The organism is Phytopseudomonas daroniae (assembly GCF_004327285.1).
GTDB classification, from domain to species: Bacteria; Pseudomonadota; Gammaproteobacteria; order Pseudomonadales; family Pseudomonadaceae; genus Aquipseudomonas; species Aquipseudomonas daroniae.
Map to the genome: position 1 here is coordinate 250,345 of NZ_QJUI01000003.1, position 17,137 is coordinate 267,481.

Genomic DNA, 17,137 nt, shown 5'->3' on the forward strand with positions numbered 1-17,137 from the left:
ATGAACGCACCCTTGCATACCGCGCCGGCGCTGATCGGTAGCGATGCCGAAGCGCTGGAGATCGCCAACGCCCTGGCCGAGGTATTTCGTACCGGCGCCGCCCAGCGCGACCGCGAACGCCTGCTGCCGCATGCCGAACTGGAGCGATTCAGCCGTTCCGGCCTGTGGGCGATCAGTGTACCCAAGGCGTTTGGTGGCGCCGGCGTATCCAGCGTCACCCTCGCCAAGGTGATCGCGCGAATTGCCCAGGCCGACGGCTCGCTGGGGCAGATTCCCCAGAACCATTTCTATGCCCTGGAGGTGCTGCGCATCAACGGCACCGCCGAACAGCAGCGTCGCCTGTACGGCGAGGTGCTGCAGGGCGTGCGCTTCGGCAATGCCCTGGCTGAACTGGGCACTAAAACCTCGCAGGATCGCACCACGCGGCTGATCGCCGATGGCGAGAATTTCCGCATCGACGGGCGCAAGTTCTACGCCACGGGTGCCTTGTACGCCCAGCGCATCCCCACCCTGGCGGTGGATGAGCAGGGCGTCGGCCATCTGGCTTTCGTACCTCGTCATGCTCCGGGGCTGGAGATCATCGATGACTGGAGCGGCTTCGGTCAGCGCACCACGGGCAGCGGCTCGGTGCTGTTGCGACAGGTGCCGGTGGCCGCCGCGGACGTGGTGCCGTTCCAGGCTTCGTTCGAGCGACCGACCACGGTCGGGCCGTTCGCTCAGTTGCTGCATGCCGCCATCGATATCGGCATCGCCCGCGCTGCCTATGAAGACACCCTGACCTTCGTGCGCAACAGTTCGCGCCCCTGGATCGACTCTGGCGTAGACAAGGCCAGCGACGATCCGCTGACCCTCAAGGCTGTCGGCCGTCTGGCCATCCACCTGCACGCGGCCGAAGCGCTGCTAGAGCGCGCTGGTGAAATTCTCGACCTCGCTCAGGCGGCACCCGATGCGGCCAGCGTGGCGGCCGCCTCCATCGCCGTGGCCGAGGCGCGGGCGATAGGTACCGAAGCCTCGCTGGCGCTGTCCAGCAAGCTGCTCGAGCTGGCTGGCAGCCGCGCCACCCTGGCCGAGCACAATCTCGATCGCCACTGGCGCAACGCGCGAACCCACACCCTGCACGATCCGGTGCGCTGGAAATACCACGCGGTGGGCAACTACTACCTCAACGATGCACTACCGCCACGTCGGGGCACCATCTGATGGCCAGACAGATTCTGCTCAACGCCTTCAACATGAACAGCGTGGGGCATATCCATCACGGCTTGTGGACGCACCCGCGGGACAACGCCACGGCGTTCAACGAGCTGGAGTACTGGACGGATCTGGCCAGACTGCTCGAGCGCGGGCTGTTCGATGGTTTGTTCATCGCCGATATCCTCGGTGTCTACGACGTGTACGGGCAGGGCGTCGATCTGACGTTGCAGGAGGCCATCCAACTACCGGTCAACGATCCATTGCTGCTGGTCTCGGCCATGGCCGGGGTGACCCGACACCTGGGCTTCGGGGTGACTGCCAACCTGACCTACGAGCCGCCTTACCTGTTTGCCCGGCGCCTCTCCACCCTCGACCACCTGAGCGGCGGCCGGGTCGGCTGGAACATCGTCACCGGCTATCTGGACAGCGCCGCCAAGGCCATGGGCCTGCGCCAGCAGGTCGAGCACGATCGCCGCTATGACCAGGCCGACGAGTACCTGGAGGTGCTGTACAAACTGCTCGAGGGCAGTTGGCAGGACGATGCCGTGGTCGCCGACCGCGCCCGGCGTGTCTATGCGCAGCCGGGCAGGGTGCACAAGGTGGTGCACCAGGGCGAGTTCTATCAGGTCGAGGGCTACCACCTCAGCCAGCCGTCGCCACAGCGTACGCCGGTGCTGTTCCAGGCCGGTTCGTCGGCGCGCGGGCTGCGCTTCGCCGGTCAGCATGCCGAGTGCGTATTCATCGGCGGGCACAACAAGGCGGCGGTGCGCGAGCAGGTCGACAAGGTGCGCGCCAGTGCGTTGAGCGCCGGGCGTCCGGCCGACGCGATCAAGGTGTTCATGGGCATCAGCGTGATCGTCGCGCCGAGCGAGGCCGAGGCGCGCGACAAGCACGCCGAGTACCTGCGCTACGCCAGCCCGGAAGCGGGCCTGGCGCATTTCTCCAGCTCCACCGGCATCGACTTCGCCGAGTACGACCTGGACGAACCGATTCGCTACCAGAAGACCAACGCCATCGAGTCGGTGGTCAAAGCCTTCACCGCCCCGGACAGCGGCTGGACCAAGCGCCGCCTGCTGGAACAGCACGCCCTCGGTGGCCGTTACCCGGTAGTGATCGGCTCGCCGGCCCAGGTGGCCGATCAACTGCAGGCCTGGTTCGAGGAAACCGGCCTGGACGGTTTCAACCTGACGCGCATCGTCTCGCCGGAAAGCTACGCCGACTTCATCGAACTGGTGGTGCCCGAGCTGCAGAACCGCGGCCTGTACAAGACCGCCTACGCCGAAGGCAGCCTGCGCCACAAGCTGTTCGGTCAGGGGCCACGCCTGCCGGGCAACCACAGTGGCGCCGCCTGGCGACGGGCTGACGCTGCATCGCCGATTGCCAATGCTGCAAACAACGCTCACTGATCGACCAAGGATGAAAGCCATGTCTACGTTATTGAAAACCCTCGCTCTGGGAGCCCTGCTGAGCGTTTCCGGCTTGGCCGCGGCGGCGCAACCGCTCAAGCTGGGCACCACCGCTGCCTTCGCCCCTCCGTTGGAAGTGGCGGTCGCCGAAGCCAGGAAGCAGGGCCTGGAGGTGGAACTGATCGAATTCAGCGACTGGATCGCGCCCAACGTCAGCCTGGCCAACGGCGATATCGACGTGAACTACTTCCAGCACGTGCCGTTCCTCGAGAACGCCAACAAGGATGGCGGCTACGACCTGGTGCCCTACGCGCCGGGCGTGATCAACAACGTCGGCCTGTACTCGAAGAAATACACCGACATCGCCAGCCTGCCCGAAGGCGCCAAGGTGGCCATCGCCAATGACCCGATCAACGGCGGCCGTGGCCTGCAACTGCTGCAGAAGGCCGGGTTGATCTCCCTCAAGCCGGGCGTCGGCTACCGTGCCACCCTCGAAGACGTGACCAGCAATCCGAAGAACATCCGCATCATCGAGCTGGAAGCCGTGCAACTGGTTCGCGCCCTGGATGAGGTCGATCTGGCCCAGGGCTACCCGCACTACATCCGCCTGGCCGGCACCCACGATCCGGAGTCGGCACTGCTGTTCGATGGCGTGGACAACCCGGAGTACATCATCCAGTTCGTCATCCAGCCGGCGAGCAAGGACGATGAGCGCCTGCGCAAGTTCGTCGATATCTACCAGCATTCGCCGGCCGTGCGCGCCGCCCTCGACAAGGCCCACGGCAAGCTCTACCAGCCGGGCTGGGAAAGCTGAGCATGAGCGGTTTCGATCCCCATCTGCAGCAGGTCGCCCAGGCCCGCCAGGACAGCGCCGCGCAGCTGCGTTTCGTCGGCCTGAACAAGGTCTACGACAGCACCGAGGGCTCGGTGCAGGCGCTGCGCGATATCGATCTGGCGATCACCCGCGCCGAGGTGTTCGGCATCATCGGCCGCAGCGGCGCCGGCAAGTCTTCGCTGATCCGCACCATCAACCGCCTGGAAACGCCGAGCAGCGGTCAGGTGCTGATCGATGGCGAAGACATCGGCCTGCTCGACGAGGATCACCTGGTGCAGCTGCGCCGGCGCATCGGCATGATCTTCCAGCATTTCAACCTGATGTCGGCCAAGACCGTGTGGCAGAACGTCGAGCTGCCGCTGCGCGTTGCCGGCGTGCCGCGTGAACAGCGCCAGCGCAAGGTGCGCGAGCTGCTGGAACTGGTCGGCCTGCAGGACAAGCACGGCGTCTATCCGGCGCAACTGTCCGGCGGGCAGAAGCAGCGCGTGGGTATCGCCCGCGCCCTGGTGCACGATCCGCAGATCCTGCTGTGCGACGAGGCGACCTCGGCCCTCGACCCGGAGACCACCCAGGCGATCCTCGGCCTGTTGCGCGAGATCAACCGGCGCCTGGGCCTGACCATCGTGCTGATCACCCACGAGATGGCGGTGATCCGCGATATCTGCGATCGCGTGGTGGTGCTCGAACAGGGCGAAGTGGTCGAGCAGGGTGAGGTCTGGCGGGTGTTCGGCGCGCCCCGCCACGAAGTCACCCGCACGCTGCTGGCGCCCCTGCGCCACGGGCTGCCGGCGGACGTGCAGGCGCGGCTCAGCGAACACCAGCAGCAAGCGGAAGACGCGCTGGTGCTGCGCCTGCAGTTTTCCGGCAACAACCCCGAGCCGGATCTGACCGCGGTGGCCGGCGCACTCGGCGGTCGCCTGGCGCTGCTCGATGGCGGTATCGAACGCATCCAGGGGCATGCCCTGGGTTACCTGCTGCTGGCGGTGAGCGCTTCACCGCACAGCCGCGAAGCACTCTTGCACAACGCCCACCAGTTGGCGGATCACGTGGAGGTACTGGGTTATGTCGCTGCTGCTTGAGCGCCTCTGGCAGGCGTTTCTCGACACCCTGCTGATGGTCGGCGTGTCGTCGTTGCTGGCCCTGCTGGCGGGCATTCCGCTGGCGGTGTTCCTGGTCACCAGCAGCAAGGGCGGGATCTTCGAAGCGCCGCGGCTGAACCAGGTGCTGGGCAGCTTCGTCAATCTGTTCCGCTCTATCCCCTTCCTGATCCTGATGGTTGCGCTGATCCCCTTCACCCGCTGGATCGTCGGCACCAGCTATGGGGTATGGGCCGCGGTGGTGCCGCTGACCATCGCCGCCACGCCGTTCTTCGCCCGTATCGCCGAAGTCAGCCTGCGCGAGGTCGACCACGGCCTGATCGAAGCGGCCCAGGCCATGGGCTGCCGCCGCTGGCATATCGTCTGGCACGTGCTGTTGCCCGAGGCGTTGCCGGGCATCGTCGGCGGTTTCACCATCACCCTGGTGACCATGATCAACTCCTCGGCCATGGCCGGAGCTATCGGCGCCGGCGGCCTTGGCGACCTGGCCTACCGTTACGGTTATCAGCGCTTCGACAGCCAGGTGATGCTCACCGTGATCGTCGCCCTGGTGGTGCTGGTCAGCCTGATCCAGTTCGCTGGCGACCGCCTGGCCAGGGGGCTGAACAAGCGGGCGTAGGGGGCAGAAAGCTACAAGCTACAAGCGGGCGTAGGGTGGACAACGTTCTTTTTGTCCACCATTGCGATCGCAGAGCGGTGGACGGGTCGGGCCGCGCAGGTGAAGCGTCGTCCACCCTACGACTTCAAGCTTCAAGCGAAAGCATAGGTGTCACGCTTGAACCGCTTTTAACTTGAAGCTTGCCGCTTAAAGCTTGCAGCTTATGCAAGGTACATTGCATGCAAAGTCATGGGGCGTGACAATGGCGAACGACCATCATGTCGATACTCCTGAACAGGTGACGTAATAGAGGGGTATTCACAAACCATTCGCAGTGAAAACAACAAGATGAAAAAGCACCTTAATAATCAGTTGTACGAAGTCATCTCCTCGAGCATCAAAAAGGGTGCATTGCCAAAAGGTACCTTGCTGTTGGAAGGGCCTCTGGCAGAGCTGTTTGGTGTAAGCCGTTCCCCGGTACGCCAGGCACTCGTCAATCTGCATGAGAAAGGCCTGATCTGCACCTTCGACGGGCGCGGTTATCTGGTCGGGGCGGAGCCGGGTAAGGTGCTCAGGCGCAAGCTGGAAGCCAGCGATTTCAAACTGAGCGAAGGAAATACCCAGGCACCGCGCAAGACCGAGACCTGGAAGGCGGTCTACAACCAGATTGAGCGCGACTTGCTGCACCAGTCGTTGTTCGGCTCCTACCACATCAATGAACTGGAGCTGTCACGCCATTATTCGATCAGCCGCACAGTGTCGAGCCAGGTTCTGATCCACCTGTCGCTGATGGGGCTGGTGGAGCGCGACGAGCGCTCGCGCTGGCTGCTCGGGCAGTGGGACGAGGAACGCCTCGGCGAACTGTATGAGATGCGTCGGCACCTGGAGCCCTATGTGCTGGTGCGCGCTGCAGAGTTCTTGCGACCGGAACAGCTCAAGGGCTACATCGAGCGCTTGCACCAGGCCATGGCTATCTACCCGGACATGGATAGCCGGCAGTTCGATGACCTTGAAAGCGACCTGCATATCGAAACGTTGGGGCACTGCCCGAACCGACAGATGCTGCAGGTTTTGCGGCGCACTCACTCCCTGCTGCTGTCGGGCAAGCACATTCTGCTCGACAAGAGCTATTTCCCCGACGAAGAGCCTTTCTTCCGCGAGCACCTGGGTATTTTCGAGCATCTGCAGGCGGGGCGTGCTGATCTTGCGGCGCAGAGCATGGAAGAACACCTGGTAGTCGCCGAGCGTAAGGTCAGGCAGCGTTTGGCATACTTCAGGGAGCACAACCGTATTACGGCTGTGCCCTATCTGGAGCTGTTTTCCTGAGGAGAGGCGATCAGGTGACTGCACCTACCTGCCAGGGGACGAACTCGTTGTCGCCATAGTTGTACTGCTCGCTTTTCGACGGCGTGCCGGAGGCGATCTCGATGAGGATGTCGAAGATCTTCTGCCCGGCCTCGGCGATGCTCAGTTCGCCGTCGATGATACCGCCGCAATTGATGTCCATATCCTCTTCCAGACGCCGATACATGTCGGTGTTGGTGGCCAGCTTGACGCAGGGTGCCGGCTTGAAACCTGACACCGAACCGCGCCCGGTGGTGAAGCAGATCAGATTGGCACCGGAGGCCACCTGTCCAGTGACGGACACCGGGTCATAGCCGGGGCTGTCCATGAACACGAAGCCGTGCTCGGTGATCGGTTCACCCCACTCGTACACACCGTTGAGCGAGCTACTGCCGCCCTTGGCCGCAGCACCCAGGGATTTCTCGAGGATGGTGGTCAGCCCACCGGCCTTGTTGCCCGGTGACGGGTTGTTGTTCAGCTCGGCGCCGTTGATGCGGGTGTAGTTTTCCCACCAGGTCAGCCGGTCGAGCAGTTTCTGCGCCACCTCGTGGCTGGTGGCGCGGGCGATCAGCAGGTGCTCGGCCCCATAGATCTCCGGGGTTTCGCTGAGAATCGCGGTGCCGCCATTGTGCGCCAGCAGGTCGGCAGCATAGCCGAGTGCCGGGTTGGCGGTGATGCCCGAGTAGCCATCCGAACCGCCGCACTGCATGCCGACCATGATGTGCTCGACGCTTTCCGAGGTACGTTCCAGGCGACCGATGGCTTCCAGCATGCTGGTCACCTGCTCGATGGCGCGTTCGATGCTGGCACGGGTACCACCAACGTTCTGGATGTTGAAGACACGGAAGTTCGGCCCTTCGCTGAGGTTGTAGCGCTTCATCAGTGAAGAGATCTGGTTGGTCTCGCAACCCAGGCCGATGATCAGGGCGCCGGCGATATTGGGGTTGCTGGCATAGCCCCAGATGCTGCGTTCGAGAAACTTGAAGCCTTCCGATTCGGTGTTTATCGCGCAGCCGCTGCCGTGGGTCAGCGCTACCACGCCATCGATGTTGTAGCGCTTGAGCAGCTCCGAGCCGTTGAAGTGCGTGGCCACCGCACGCGACACCGTGGCCGAGCAGTTCACCGTAGAGAGGATACCGATGTAGTTGCGCGTGCCGACCCGGCCGTCCGGACGGCGATAGCCCATGAAGCGGCGGCGCTGCTCCGGTGGCAGCACCAGGGTGCGTTCGATGGCTGGCGGCAGTTCGTTGCTGGCGTGGCTCTGCGGCATCACCACGTTGTGGGTGTGCACATGGGTGCCGGCTGGAATGTCCTGACTGGCGATGCCGATGACCTGGCCGTACTTGAGCACGGGCTGGCCGGCGGCGATGGCGCGGTGAGCGATCTTGTGTCCGGCGGGGATGTCTTCAAGCACCTCAAGGTCGAGGCTTTCGACTCGGCTGCCGCCGGCCAGGGCGCGGCGTGCGACGGAGACCGAGTCCAGTTCGCTGAGGGTGACCACGGTCGGGGTATTGGTAATGAGCTGCATGACAGGGTCTCGTTGTTGTTGTGATTGAGGTGCCGCGATGGTCGCAAATATGTACATTGCATGCAATGTTTTTAAGTGCTAACGTGCCTCCCAGAAGGGTCGGTAATGCCCCCCTGATAAGAACAACATCAAGGTGTACTCATATGGTTAGTGCCATGGCTCTGCGTTCAACGTGCCCCCATCGTGAAATAGCCCCAATACTGGTCGGCCCCTCTTGCCTGGAGGTGGTTCATGGCTAGGTGGGTGGAGTGGTATTTCAACGGCCTCAAGGTGCTGGCCGTGTTCTTCCTGCTGGTGATGCTGGTACTGGTCTTTGGCAACGTCATATTGCGCTATGGCTTCAATACCGGGATCTCGGTTTCCGAGGAGCTGTCGCGCTGGGCCTTCGTCTGGCTGACGTTCATCGGGGCCATCATCGTGCTGCGCGAGCGGCAGCACATGCGCGTCGACACCGCATTGCGCAAGATGCCGGTGTTCGCCCAGCGAGCCTGTCTGTGGGTGGGGCAACTGCTGATGCTGATGTGCTCGATGCTGTTCTTCTGGGGCAGTTGGCAGCAGGTGGAAATCAATATTCATACCCCTTCACCCGCCACGGGTCTGTCCATGGGCCTGTTCTACGGTGCCGGTATGGTCTTCGGCCTGTGCGCCAGCCTGATCCATCTCTATGAGATGTACCGCCTGCTGCGCGGTGAAGGCTTACCCGAGCCGCCGAGTGACCCGAACATCGTGCCTCACTGATTACCGAGTCCGCGCTGCGCCAGCCCGGTGTAGTGCCTAGCGATTAGAAAAATAACAAGCGGAGTGATCTCATGATCATCATTGGTCTGTTCGTGCTGACCCTGATCGGCGCGATGGCTATCGGTGTGCCCATCGCCTATGCCCTGATTCTGTGTGGCGTCAGCATGATGTATTACCTGGATCTGTTCGATGCGCAAATCATTGCGCAGAACCTGATTCACGGTTCCGACAGCTTCCCCCTGATGGCGATTCCCTTCTTCATGCTGGCCGGCGAGTTGATGAACGCCGGCGGCCTGTCCAAACGCATCGTCAATATGGCCATTACCAGTGTGGGCCATATCAAGGGCGGTCTCGGCTACGTGGCGATTCTGGCTGGCGTGCTGCTGGCCAGCCTGTCCGGCTCCGCCGCCGCCGACGCGGCCGCCCTGGCCGCCTTGCTGGTGCCCATGATGGTTCGCGCCGGGCACAACAAGGCCACCTCGGTCGGTCTGATCGCCTCGGCCGGGGTCATCGCCCCGGTGCTGCCACCTTCCATCGGCCTGATCCTGTTCGGTGTGGCCGGCAATATCTCGATCACCAAGCTGTTTCTCGCGGGGATCATTCCCGGATTGATGATGGGCGTATCGCTCTGCGTGGCCTGGTACTTCATATCCCGCCGCGAGCAGGTGGAGATCAAGGCCAAGGCCACTCGCGCCGAACGCCTCAAAGCCTTCGGTGAAGGCGTCTGGGCGCTGATGCTGCCGGTGATCATTCTGGTGGGGCTCAAGTTCGGCATCTTTACCCCGACCGAAGCCGGCGTAGTGGCAGCGGTGTACGCCTTTCTGGTGTCGGTGCTGGTGTACCGCGAAATGAGCTTCGCCGACCTGGCCCGAGTGCTGCTGGCCTCGGTGCGCACCACCTCCATGGTGATGTTCCTGGTGGCAGCGGCCATGGTTGCCGCCTGGGTGATCACCGTGACCGACCTGCCCAGCGAAGTGATCAACCTGCTCGAGCCGCTGATGGACAGCCCGCGCCTGCTGATGGTGATCATGGTGCTGATCGTGCTCGCGGTAGGTACTGCCATGGACATGTCGCCGGTGATCCTGATCCTCGCGCCGGTGATGCTGCCGGTGGCCGTGGCCGCCGGTATCGACCCTATCTATTTCGGTGTGGTGTTCGTCGTCACCTGCGCCGTCAGCCTGATCACGCCACCGGTGGGCCTGGTGCTCAACGTGGTGTCCGGCGTGACCAAGCTGGATCTGCTCGATACCGTGCGCGGCTGCCTGCCGTTCCTGCTGGCCGAGCTGGTGGTGCTGGCGCTGATTACCCTGATCCCCGAGCTGATCACGGTGCCGATGCGCTGGATGTTCTGAACCGTCAGGTCGCCCGCCTGGCGGGCGACTCCCGTATGGGTCGTTGCACGGCCCGCTCAATGCTCTGCTAGAGCGCTTTTCGACAAGAGGTAGATCATGAAAACAATTCCAAAATTGATCGGTGCAGTGTTCTGTGCCAGCACTCTGCTCAGCGGTTTCGTGCAGGCCGAGGAAGAGATCAACAAGCGTACCTTCAAGGTGGCGTTCGTACAGGCCAAGGATCATCCCCATGGCCTGGGTGCGCAGAAGTTCGCCGAGCTGGTCAAGCAGAAAAGCGACGGCAAGATGAAGGTCATGGTGTTCGCCAGCGGCACTCTGGGCGGCGATGCCCAGGTGATCTCGTCGATTCAGGGCGGCACCGTCGACATGGCCATGGTCACACCCGGCCTGCTGACCGGTATCAACAAGGGCTTCGGCGTATTCGGCCTGCCCTTTACCTTCAACAACTTCGAAGAAGTCGACGCGGTACTCGACGGCCCGCTGGGCCAGGGTCTGCTGGATACCCTGCCCAACAATGGACTGATCGGCCTGGATTACTGGGATCATGGCTTTCGCCACGTGACCAACAGCAAACGCCCGATCACCAAGCTGGAAGACCTGGCCGGTCTCAAGCTGCGCATCATGCAGATTCCTTCGGCGGTGGAGAGCTTCAACCGTCTGGGCGCCAACGCGGTGCCGATGTCCTTCACTGAAATCTACACCGCGCTGGAAACCCACACGGTCGACGGTCAGGAGAACCCCCTGGCTTCGATCGAGGCGTCGAAGTTCTATGAAGTGCAGAAGTACCTGTCGCTGACTGGCCACTTCTATGATCCGTTGGCGGTGATCTTCAGCAAGAAGGTCTGGGATCGTCTCAACGAGCGTGAGCGCACCATCGTCTCCGAGGCCGCTCGCGAAGCCGGCATCTACGAGCGCCAGGTGTCCCGCGAGTCGAGCAGCAAGGCCCTGGCTTACCTGTCCACGCTGGACAACATGACGGTCAACGAATTGTCGCCTGCCGAGATCGAGCGCATGCGCGAACACCTCAAGCCGACTATCGAGAAGTACACCGAGGTGTTCGGCGCTGAGCTCGTGGCTGAGCTGAACAAGACTCTGGCCGACATCCGCAGCAAGAACTAAGAACCTGTCTACGATCTGCTGCGCGTCGGCTAAACGGCGTTGAAAATGACCTCGGAATGCTCATTTACCACTCGTAAACTCCGCTTCCTCGGCCATTTTCGCCACCGTTTATCTCTAGCTCGCGAGATCGTAAATAGGCTCTGAGGCACATACCGCAGCTTGCCCCGGTCTGGCCGGGGCATTTGGAACCCATGCTCATGACGCAAACTACCGTAGGTTTTATCGGCCTGGGCCTGATGGGCCAGGGCATGACCAGCAATCTGCTGAACAAGGGTTTTGCCCTCACTATCATGGCTCACCGCAACCGTGCGCCGCTTGAAGCCCTGGTCGCCCGGGGCGCGGTGGAGGTCGAGGACGCCAGCGCCATGGCCCGTTGCAGCGACCTGGTGCTGCTGTGCCTGCCCGGCAGCCGTGAGGTGCATGCCGTGTTGCAAGGCCCGCGCGGCCTGCTGGCCGGCCTGCAGCCTGGGCAACTGGTGGTCGATTGCAGCACCGGCGACCCGGCGCAAACCCCCGAGATCGCCGCCCTGGTGCGCGAGGCCGGTGGCCGTTACATGGACGCACCGGTCAATCGCACGCCCAAGGAGGCCGCCGAGGGCCGACTCAATGGCCTCGCCGGGGGCGCCGACGCCGATGTCGAGCAAGCCCGACCGGTTCTCCAGACATTCTGTGAAACCCTGCATCACCTCGGCGCGGTCGGCAGTGGTCACAAGGCCAAGGTGATTCACAACTTCATCGCCCAGGGCAACGCCGCGATTCTCGCCGAAGCCTTCTGCGCCGCGGCGAAGAACGGCCTGGAGTTGCGTGCCTTCGCCGATATCTGCCGGCTCAGCGGCGGCTACAGCCGCACCTTCGAGCGCATCATCCCCTTCGTCCTCGAGGGCGATGACAGCGGCCAGAAGTTCGCCCTGGCCAACTGCGAGAAGGACATGCGCTATTACACCGATCTGGCGCGTTCCACTCCCGCCACCGGGCCGGTGGCCGATGCGGTGTACCAGACCTTCATGCTGGCCAAGGCGCTCGGCCATGGCGACAAGTACGTACCGCACCTGTTCGACGTGCTGGGCGAGATCAACGGCGTACGCGTGCGTGCCCATGAGGAGAGCAAGGCATGAAGCTGTTGCGTTATGGCCAGCCCGGTCAGGAAAAACCGGCAGTCGTTGCCGCTGATGGCAGCTTGCGCGATCTGTCTGCGCATGTGCCGGACATCGGCCCGCGCACGCTCGACCCACAGGTGCTGGATGAGTTACGAGCTCTGGATCACGCCAGCCTGCCCCGGGTCGAGGACGGCGTGCGTATCGGTACGCCCATCGCCAATATCGGCAAGCTGGTCTGTGTCGGCCTGAACTACGCCGACCACGCCAGGGAGTCCAACCTGCCGGTGCCCGACGAGCCGGTGCTGTTCATGAAGGCCACCAGCGCCATCTGCGGGCCGAACGATACGGTGATCATCCCGCGCGGCGCACAGAAGACCGACTGGGAAGTGGAGCTGGGCATCGTCATCGGGCGCAGGGCGCAGTATGTCGAGCGCGAGCAGGCGCTGGATCACGTGGCCGGCTATTGCATCGTCAACGACGTCTCCGAACGGGCCTACCAGCATGAGCGTGGCGGCTCCTGGGACAAAGGCAAGGGCTGCGACACCTTCGCCCCGATCGGTCCGTGGCTGGTGACGGCTGACGAGATCGCCGACCTGCGCGACCTGGACATGCACCTGAGTGTGAACGGTGAAACTCGCCAGCAGGGCAACACCCGCACCATGATCTTCTCCATCGATGAGATCGTCAGCTACATCAGCCAGTTCATGACCCTCGATCCAGGCGACGTGATCTGCACCGGTACCCCGCCCGGCGTCGGCGCCGGGATGAAGCCGCCGCGGTTCCTCAAGGCCGGCGACCGCATGCGCCTGAGCATCAGCGGCCTCGGTGAGCAGTGTCAGGACGTGGTTGCCTGGCAGCGCTGATACTGCCGAGAGGGCATCCGAACAAGCGCGTCTCGAGGCGCGCTTTTGGCATTAGCCTGGAGCATTTATGAGACGTTTCTATACGGGCCGCGATTATCGACGCGCCCAAAGCATTGATGAACTGCGGGCGATGGCGCGTCGCCGGATGCCGAACTTTTCTTTCGAGTACGTTGAGGGCGGCGCCGACGATGAAGTGACGCTAAGGCGTAACCGCAGCGTGTTCGAGGGCATCACCCTGCAACCGCGCACGCTGATCGATGTCGGCCAGCGTGACCTGGGTTGCCATTTTTTCGAGCGCCCCTCGAGCATGCCCTTTCTGATCGGCCCGACCGGCTTCAATGGCCTGCTGACCGATCGTGGCGATTGGCACCTGGCCCAGGCGGCCGCCCGTGCCGGAATTCCCTTTGTGCTGAGTAATGCCTCGACCATCGCCATCGAAGAAATCGCTGCCATTGACGGGGCGCGCACCTGGATGCAGATCTACCTGTATCGCACCCGCCAGCATGTCGCCGATCTGGTGGCACGCTGCAAGGCTCTGGAACTGGAGGCCATAGTGGTCACCACCGACAGTGCGATTCTCGGTAATCGCGAGTGGGATCGGCGCAACTACCGCCGGCCGCTGAAGCTCGACCTGCGCAATGCGCTGGACGTCGCGGCCCATCCCGCCTGGATTTGGGATGTGCTGGTACCCCATGGCGTGCCGCGCTTCAAGAACCTGGGCAATCTGTTGAAGCCGGGGCAGGACTCGGTGAAAGGTGCGGCCAGTGCCATCGGCCAGGAACTGGACGCTACCCTGAGTTGGCAGGATATTGCCTGGTTGCGTGACCTGTGGCCCGGCAAACTCATCGTCAAGGGCCTGATGCATCCGGACGATGCGCCCCAGGCGATCAAGTACGGCGTCGATGGCGTGGTGCTGTCCAACCATGGCGGTCGCCAGCTCGACAGTGCGGTGTCGGCCATGGAGGTGCTGCCCGGTATCGTGCAGCAGCTCAAGGGGCGCGTCAGCGTGTTCCTCGATGGTGGTTTCCGCCGCGGCACGGACATTCTCAAGGCGCGTCTGTTAGGCGCCGATGGGGTGTTCCTCGGGCGGGCGGGCCTGTATGGCCTGGCCGCGGGCAAAGGCCCGGGGGCCAGCCACGCAATCGAGATCCTGCGCAGCGAGATGGATCGCTCCCTGGGCCTGCTGGGCTGCCGCGAGCTGGCGGATCTGACGCCGGAGCTGATCCACGATCCCGTCTGGCGCGGCCTGGCCGAAGCCAGCCGTCGCTAGTTTCCCACTGCCTCGCACCCACCCACGAATCTGCAGGTGCGAGGCAGTTTTTTCTTCCACCTTGTAGCCCACCTTTTCCAGGCAAGAAAAAGGGGCGGTCATGCCGCCCCTCGGGGGTTAGCCGTGCGTTTCAGAATGGATAGTCGTGCCCGGCCTCGCTGGCAGCTGTACGCAGCGCCGCCAGCACATCCTCCGGCAGCTCCAGCCCCTGTTCGAAGGCCTTCGTCCGCCGCGCGATGCCGGCATGGCCCGGCATGCGCACCGGGTTTTGCACCACGCGCGGGCGGCTGTCCAGGCAGGCGCCGACGAAGTGATCCATCTCCGCCTTGAGCTCGTCGACGCCACCGAAGAACGCCGGGTCGAAGGTCAGCACGGTCACCGCCGCGCCCCATTGCCTGACCCCGTCCTTGCGGCCGAAGCCGCCGAGGCCGGCGGTCAGCGCCTCGACCAGGGTGCCGAGGGCGAAGCCCTTGTGGCCGAACTCCAGGCTGCCCAGCGGCAGGATCGCCCCCGGCGGTGTGGCGAAGTAGGCAGCGGTGTCGCGGGTCTGCTGGCCGTCCTGGCCGATCAGCGCGGCATGTTCCAATTGGCCGTCGGCCTGGTGGGTTTTGTTGATCAGGCCGTTGGTGATGGTCGACATGCTGACGTCGATAAGGATTGGCTTGTCCCCGGTTGGAATGCCGATGCCCAGCGGGTTCGGCGTGTACACCGGATCGAGCCCGCCGTGGGGTGCCACCGAAGCCACGGCCGGGTCGGAGGTCAGCACCAGCGGAATCAGATCCTGCTCGGTGTAGCGCTGCAGGTAGGCGGCCAGGCAAGCGATATGGTGCGAGCGGCGAATGGTCGCGACGCCAATGCCGAAGGTGCGTGCGGCCCGGGCGGTGAAGTCCAGCGCCTGTTCGACGCAATACGGGCCGAGCAGGTAGTCGGCGTCGTAGAGCACCGCTGCCGGGGTCTGGCGGACGATCCTCAGGCTCTCGGCATTGCCCTTGGCCTGGCCGTTGCGCAGATCCTTGAGGTAGCCCTGGGCCAGTTTCACGCCATGGGTGTGGTGGCCGAGCAGATCACCTTCGACCAGTACTCGGCTGACCACCGTGGCTACGTCGGGGCTGACCTTGGCGTCGAGCAACAGTCGTTCGACGAAGCGCTCCAGCGCTTGGGGGGCGATACGGCTCATTCTATGACTTCCTTCGGCACCAGAGGGGCGTTGCCGCGCTTGCGCCAGAGCCTGGCCAGCAGCGGGAACAGGGCGATGAGCAGGACGAACAGGGCCAGGCAGGCGCTGATCGGCCGCTCGACGAAGGCCAGCAGGTTGCCGTCGGCCTTGATCATCGAGGTCATGAAGTTGGTTTCCAGGATGTTGCCCAGCACCAGGCCGAGGATGGCCGGAGCGAGGGGCACGTCGGCGGTGGCGATCAGGTAGGCGACGATGCCGCAGACCAGCATGATCCACACGTCGGTCAGGCTGTTGTTGATGGCGAAGGCGCCGACGATGCAGAAGCACAGGATGATCGGCATCAGCACGCGCAGCGGCGTCACGGCGAATACGTGGGCGCTGCGGATGGCCAGGTAGCCGATCGGCAGCAACACCAGGTTGGCGACGAAGAAGGCGGTGAACAGGCCGTAGGCCATGGCGCTGTTGTCCATGAAGATGGTCGGGCCGGGGTTCATGCCCTTCATGTACAGCACGCCGATGACGATGGCGGTGATCGAATCGCCGGGAATGCCGAACACCAGCGCCGGCACCCAGGAGCCGGCGACCGCCGAGTTGTTCGCCGAGCCGGCGTCGACCAGGCCTTCGATGTGGCCCGTGCCGAAGGCCTCCGGGGTCTTCGAGCGCTTCTTGCTGATGGCGTAGGCGATCCAGGCGGCGATATCGGCGCCGGCCCCCGGCAGGATGCCGATGAAACCGCCCACGCCGCTGCCGCGGATCACGCTCTTCCAGTAGCGCTTGAGGTGCATCGGCACCTTGCCGAAGACGTTGCCGTACTGCTTGGGGATGGTCTTTCCGGCGTCGTCCTTGTCGTGGTTGCTATAGAGCTTCATCACCTCGTACATGGCGAAGAAGCCGATCATCACCGGGATGAAGTTGATCCCGGCCATCAGATCCGGCACGTCGAAGGTGAAGCGTGGCGCGCCGGTGACCATGTCCAGGCCGATGGTGGACAGCAGCAGGCCGACCATCAGCGAGAGGAAGCCCTTGAGCGCCGAACCGGTGGAGATGAACACCGCGCTGCTCAGACCCAGCACCGCCAGCCAGAAGTATTCGAAGGAACTGAAGTTGAGGGCGAATTCGGCCAGCGACGGCGCCACCATGACCAGCACCGTGGTGCCGAACAGGCCGCCGATCACCGAGCAGGTGAGGTTGACGCCGAGGCACTCGCGGGCGCGTCCCTGGCGGCCGAGCGCGGCGCAGTCGCTGACGTAGGCGGCCGAGGCGGGCGTGCCGGGAATGTTCAGGTAGGCGCCGGGAATATCGCCGGCGAAGATCGCCATGGCCGAGGTGGTGATGATCGCGGCGATGGCCGCGGTCGGTTCCATGGCGAAGGTGACCGGTACCAGCAGGGCCACGGCCATGGTCGCGGAAAGGCCGGGAATGGCGCCGACGAAGACGCCGAAGATCGCTGCGGCGAGAATCACCAGCAGCGTCTGGAAATTGAACACCAGCAGGATGCCGTCGAGTAGTGCGTTCATGG

14 protein-coding genes and 1 pseudogene are annotated in these 17,137 nt (G+C 63.6%); 12 read left to right on the forward strand and 3 right to left on the reverse strand.

From position 1 onward, the window contains the following. From DNK06_RS04745 to DNK06_RS04770, 6 genes and pseudogenes are all read left to right on the forward strand, one after another. Positions 1–1,200, forward strand: a complete 1,200-nt coding sequence (locus tag DNK06_RS04745) for an SfnB family sulfur acquisition oxidoreductase (RefSeq protein ID WP_131178884.1) — start codon at positions 1–3, stop codon at positions 1,198–1,200. Next, positions 1,200–2,600, forward strand: coding sequence for an LLM class flavin-dependent oxidoreductase (locus DNK06_RS04750; protein ID WP_131178885.1), 1,401 nt, complete (start codon positions 1,200–1,202; stop codon positions 2,598–2,600). The genes DNK06_RS04745 and DNK06_RS04750 overlap by 1 nt, the downstream gene beginning before the upstream one ends. A gap of 19 nt (positions 2,601–2,619) precedes the next feature. Continuing rightward, on the forward strand, positions 2,620–3,414 hold the full coding sequence (locus DNK06_RS04755) for a MetQ/NlpA family ABC transporter substrate-binding protein (protein ID WP_131178886.1): 795 nt from the start codon (positions 2,620–2,622) through the stop codon (positions 3,412–3,414). 59 nt (positions 3,415–3,473) lie between these two features. Continuing rightward, positions 3,474–4,514: pseudogene (locus DNK06_RS04760) on the forward strand (methionine ABC transporter ATP-binding protein); the annotation flags it as partial. Beyond that, positions 4,498–5,151: a methionine ABC transporter permease gene (locus tag DNK06_RS04765; protein WP_165493573.1), complete on the forward strand. Its 654-nt coding sequence runs from the start codon at positions 4,498–4,500 to the stop codon at positions 5,149–5,151. The pseudogene DNK06_RS04760 and the gene DNK06_RS04765, both read left to right, overlap by 17 nt. Positions 5,152–5,478: 327 nt before the next feature. Continuing rightward, entirely contained in the window at positions 5,479–6,456 is a 978-nt protein-coding gene (locus DNK06_RS04770) for a GntR family transcriptional regulator (RefSeq protein WP_131178888.1), read from the forward strand. A gap of 10 nt (positions 6,457–6,466) precedes the next feature. On the opposite strand, the gene DNK06_RS04775 is transcribed toward DNK06_RS04770, so the two are convergent. Continuing rightward, positions 6,467–8,002, reverse strand: coding sequence for a UxaA family hydrolase (locus tag DNK06_RS04775; RefSeq protein ID WP_131178889.1), 1,536 nt, complete (start codon positions 8,000–8,002; stop codon positions 6,467–6,469). 231 nt (positions 8,003–8,233) lie between these two features. Between DNK06_RS04775 and DNK06_RS04780 the strand changes: the two genes are divergently transcribed. From DNK06_RS04780 to DNK06_RS04805, 6 genes are all read left to right on the forward strand, one after another. Next, entirely contained in the window at positions 8,234–8,740 is a 507-nt protein-coding gene (locus tag DNK06_RS04780; RefSeq protein WP_131175969.1) for a TRAP transporter small permease, read from the forward strand. 74 nt (positions 8,741–8,814) lie between these two features. Next, complete coding sequence (locus DNK06_RS04785) at positions 8,815–10,092, forward strand: TRAP transporter large permease subunit (protein WP_207389935.1); 1,278 nt, start codon at positions 8,815–8,817, stop codon at positions 10,090–10,092. A gap of 96 nt (positions 10,093–10,188) precedes the next feature. Next, the gene (locus DNK06_RS04790) at positions 10,189–11,211 is read left to right on the forward strand and encodes a TRAP transporter substrate-binding protein (protein ID WP_131178891.1); all 1,023 of its coding nucleotides are present in this window, start codon (positions 10,189–10,191) and stop codon (positions 11,209–11,211) included. A 197-nt stretch (positions 11,212–11,408) separates the two neighbouring features. Beyond that, positions 11,409–12,326, forward strand: a complete 918-nt coding sequence (locus tag DNK06_RS04795) for an NAD(P)-dependent oxidoreductase (protein ID WP_131178892.1) — start codon at positions 11,409–11,411, stop codon at positions 12,324–12,326. Further along, positions 12,323–13,171 (forward strand): fumarylacetoacetate hydrolase family protein, encoded by an 849-nt coding sequence (locus tag DNK06_RS04800; RefSeq protein ID WP_131178893.1) that lies wholly within the window; start codon positions 12,323–12,325, stop codon positions 13,169–13,171. Before DNK06_RS04795 ends, DNK06_RS04800 begins: the two co-directional genes overlap by 4 nt. Before the next feature lie 145 nt (positions 13,172–13,316). Beyond that, positions 13,317–14,441: an alpha-hydroxy acid oxidase gene (locus DNK06_RS04805; protein ID WP_242674614.1), complete on the forward strand. Its 1,125-nt coding sequence runs from the start codon at positions 13,317–13,319 to the stop codon at positions 14,439–14,441. Positions 14,442–14,571: 130 nt separating this feature from the next. Here DNK06_RS04805 and DNK06_RS04810 read toward each other — a convergent pair whose 3' ends face one another. Both DNK06_RS04810 and DNK06_RS04815 read right to left on the reverse strand, forming a co-directional pair. Then, positions 14,572–15,618 carry an Ldh family oxidoreductase gene (locus DNK06_RS04810; protein WP_131178895.1) on the reverse strand — a complete coding sequence of 349 codons (1,047 nt, stop codon included), beginning with the start codon at positions 15,616–15,618 and terminating at the stop codon, positions 14,572–14,574. After that, complete coding sequence (locus DNK06_RS04815; RefSeq protein ID WP_131178896.1) at positions 15,615–17,135, reverse strand: tripartite tricarboxylate transporter permease; 1,521 nt, start codon at positions 17,133–17,135, stop codon at positions 15,615–15,617. Before DNK06_RS04815 ends, DNK06_RS04810 begins: the two co-directional genes overlap by 4 nt. Between the last annotated feature and the right edge of the window lie 2 nt (positions 17,136–17,137).

Coding starts and splice junctions, on each gene's coding strand:
- DNK06_RS04750 (WP_131178885.1), top strand. CDS start 1,200: ATGGCCAGACAGATTCTGCTCAACGCCTTCAACATGAACAGCGTGGGG.
- DNK06_RS04780 (WP_131175969.1), top strand. CDS start 8,234: ATGGCTAGGTGGGTGGAGTGGTATTTCAACGGCCTCAAGGTGCTGGCC.
- DNK06_RS04815 (WP_131178896.1), bottom strand. CDS start 17,135: ATGAACGCACTACTCGACGGCATCCTGCTGGTGTTCAATTTCCAGACG.
- DNK06_RS04770 (WP_131178888.1), top strand. CDS start 5,479: ATGAAAAAGCACCTTAATAATCAGTTGTACGAAGTCATCTCCTCGAGC.
- DNK06_RS04800 (WP_131178893.1), top strand. CDS start 12,323: ATGAAGCTGTTGCGTTATGGCCAGCCCGGTCAGGAAAAACCGGCAGTC.
- DNK06_RS04790 (WP_131178891.1), top strand. CDS start 10,189: ATGAAAACAATTCCAAAATTGATCGGTGCAGTGTTCTGTGCCAGCACT.
- DNK06_RS04775 (WP_131178889.1), bottom strand. CDS start 8,002: ATGCAGCTCATTACCAATACCCCGACCGTGGTCACCCTCAGCGAACTG.
- DNK06_RS04805 (WP_242674614.1), top strand. CDS start 13,317: ATGCCGAACTTTTCTTTCGAGTACGTTGAGGGCGGCGCCGACGATGAA.
- DNK06_RS04755 (WP_131178886.1), top strand. CDS start 2,620: ATGTCTACGTTATTGAAAACCCTCGCTCTGGGAGCCCTGCTGAGCGTT.
- DNK06_RS04810 (WP_131178895.1), bottom strand. CDS start 15,618: ATGAGCCGTATCGCCCCCCAAGCGCTGGAGCGCTTCGTCGAACGACTG.
- DNK06_RS04795 (WP_131178892.1), top strand. CDS start 11,409: ATGACGCAAACTACCGTAGGTTTTATCGGCCTGGGCCTGATGGGCCAG.
- DNK06_RS04765 (WP_165493573.1), top strand. CDS start 4,498: ATGTCGCTGCTGCTTGAGCGCCTCTGGCAGGCGTTTCTCGACACCCTG.
- DNK06_RS04745 (WP_131178884.1), top strand. CDS start 1: ATGAACGCACCCTTGCATACCGCGCCGGCGCTGATCGGTAGCGATGCC.